Source organism: Paratractidigestivibacter sp., from assembly GCF_052362415.1.
Taxonomy (GTDB): Bacteria; Actinomycetota; Coriobacteriia; order Coriobacteriales; family Atopobiaceae; genus Paratractidigestivibacter.
On sequence record NZ_DAWEMK010000107.1, the window covers coordinates 1 to 2,604 of the forward strand.

Annotated in this window: 3 protein-coding genes; all 3 read left to right on the top strand. The window is 68.3% G+C overall.

Going from position 1 to position 2,604, the window contains the following annotated elements:
- Positions 1-530 (top strand): tellurite resistance TerB C-terminal domain-containing protein (locus ACT84W_RS09050; RefSeq protein ID WP_444328969.1); only part of this gene is annotated, 530 nt, incomplete at its 5' end.
- 74 nt (positions 531-604) lie between these two features.
- A complete protein-coding gene (locus tag ACT84W_RS09055) occupies positions 605-1,888 on the top strand; it encodes an ATP-binding protein (protein ID WP_444328970.1) in 1,284 nt (427 codons plus the stop codon).
- 9 nt (positions 1,889-1,897) lie between these two features.
- The coding region (locus ACT84W_RS09060; protein ID WP_444328971.1) for a DEAD/DEAH box helicase at positions 1,898-2,604 on the top strand (707 nt) is incomplete at its 3' end.

Sequence of the window (2,604 nt, forward strand, 5' to 3'; positions counted from 1 at the left end):
ACCTCTCTAAGCTCGCGGGCATCCGCGCCGCGGCGAGCGTCACGCAGGAGGCGCTGCTGATCGACGAGGAACGCGATGAGACCTGCGCCTCCGAGGGCGGGGCGGAGGGTTTGTCTCCATGCCCGGCGGACAGCGACCTCGCCGCGGCAAAGACCGGCGCCCGAGTCGCGGCTGCCCCTGTACCTGGGGATTTGTCTCCACGCGCAGTTCCGCATGAGCCGGAGGCGCCAGTGGCGCCTCCGTGCGAAGAGGACTGTTTGAGCATGGAGACAAATCCCCAGGTACAGGGGCAGCCCCCACGTAAGGACGTTGGGCCCGACCTTACGACGGACGAGCGGGCATTGATCGCCGCGCTGCTCGGCGGCGGCCCTACGCAGGCCGTGGGCTCGGTCGACCTGCTGGTCGACGGCATAAACGAGAAGCTCTTCGGCCTCGTGGGCGACACCGTGCTCGAGTTCGGGCCGGACGGCGCGCCGCAGGTCATCGAGGACTACGCCGACGACGTGCGGGAGGCCCTCGGTCTCGAATAAATACGAACGTGTGTTTTTCTTGTCGCGTCTTCATGCTAGCATGGAGCCCAGAAGAGACGCAGGAAGGACCGCCCATGCCGCAAGAGAAGCCCCGCGTGCCCAAGCGCATCGCAGCCGTGATCATCAACTCGCTCAAGGGCGGCGTCGTGCCGCGCATCGGCCTGCCCTACATCACCGTGGGACGCGAGCGCGAGATCGAGGCGCTTCTCCACGACCTCGCGCTCGTCGCGGACGGCGGGGCGAGCTTCCGTTTCCTCGTGGGCCGCTACGGCGCGGGCAAGTCGTTCCTCCTGCAAACCATCCGCACGCACGCGATGGGGCGCGACTTCGTGGTCGCCGACGCCGATCTCTCGCCGGAGCGGCGCCTGCAGGGCAACCAGGGCCAGGGCCTCGCCACGTACAAGGAACTCATCCGCAACCTGAGCACAAAGACCCGCCCCGAGGGAGGCGCGCTGCCGCTCGTGCTCGAGCGCTGGGCGCGCAACCTCTCGGAGGGCGCCGCGGACCCGCAGGTCCCGCTCAAGGCGGCGCTCGCCCCCATCCGCGAGCTCGTCCACGGCTTCGACTTCTGCCGCGTGCTCGAGGCCTACTACGCCGCCTACCTCGAGGGCGACGAGGAGCGCCAGGCGCTCTGCGCAAAGTGGCTGCGCGGGGAGTACCGCACAAAGACCGAGTCCAAGTCCGAGCTCGGCATCAACGCCTGCATCGGCGACGACGACTGGTACGAGTACCTCAAGCTCTTTGCCCAGTTCCTCGTAGGCGCCGGCTACCAGGGGCTCATCGTGCTCGTGGACGAGCTCGTCAACCTCTACAAGATCCCGAACGCCATCACGCGCCAGTACAACTACGAGAAGATCCTCACCATGTACAACGACACCCTCCAGGGCAAGGCGCACCACCTGGGGATCATCATGGGCGGCACGCCCCAGTCCATCGAGGACCGCCGCCGCGGCGTCTTCAGCTACGAGGCCCTGCGCAGCCGCCTCACGCAGGGGCGCTTCGCGGGCGAGGGCATGACGGACATGCTTGCCCCGGTGATCCACTTAGACCCCCTTACCTACGAGGAGCTCCTCGTCCTCACCGAGAAGCTCGCGGACATCCACGCGGGCTACTTCGGCTACGAGCGGAGCCTGGGCACCGAGGACCTGGTGAGCTTCCTGCAGGCGGAGTTCGGCCGCGTGGGCGCCGACTCCCACCTCACGCCGCGCGAGGTGATCCGCGACTTCATCGAGCTTCTGGACATCCTCTGTCAGAACCCGGGAACCGACCTGGCCGCGCTGCTCAAGTCGGGCGACTTCGCCGCGGCGGCGCCCGGCGCGCCCGACGTGGCCCCGCAGTTCGCCGAGTTCACCATCTAGGCGGCGGCCATGAGCGTCTTCGACCGGTACGCGCCCTTTGTCCAGGACTTCATCTACGACCACGAGTGGGAGAGCCTGCGCGGCATCCAGGTGGCCGCAGGCGAGGCCATCTTCGACACCGAGGACCACGTGCTGCTGACCGCCCAGACCGCGTCGGGCAAGACCGAGGCGGCCTTCTTTCCCATCCTCACCGAGTTCTGGGAGAACCCGCCCGCGAGCGTCGGCGCCATCTACATCGGCCCCACGAAGGCCCTGATCAACGACCAGTTCTACCGCCTGACCGACCTTTGCCGGGAGGCGGACATCCCCGTGTGGCACTGGCACGGCGACGTCAGCGCCTCCCACAAGGCCAAGCTCATGAAGAAGCCCTCGGGTATCCTCCAGCTCACGCCGGAGTCGCTCGAGGCCATCCTCATGCGCCGCCACTCCGCCGTGGCCAGGCTCTTCTGCGACCTGCGCTACGTGGTGATCGACGAGGTCCACTCGCTTTTGCGCGGCAACCGCGGGGGCCAGTGCCTGTGCCTCATCGAGCGGCTCTCGCGCATGGCGGGCGTCGACCCGCGCCGCATCGGGCTTTCCGCGACCATCGGCGACCCGGAGGCCGTGGGCGCCTTCCTCGCCGCCGGCACCGGGCGCAAGACGATCGTCCCGCGCGTGGAGGAGCCGCCGCGCGTGTGGCGCCTCAGCATGGAGCACTTCTACACCACCGGCCCCCA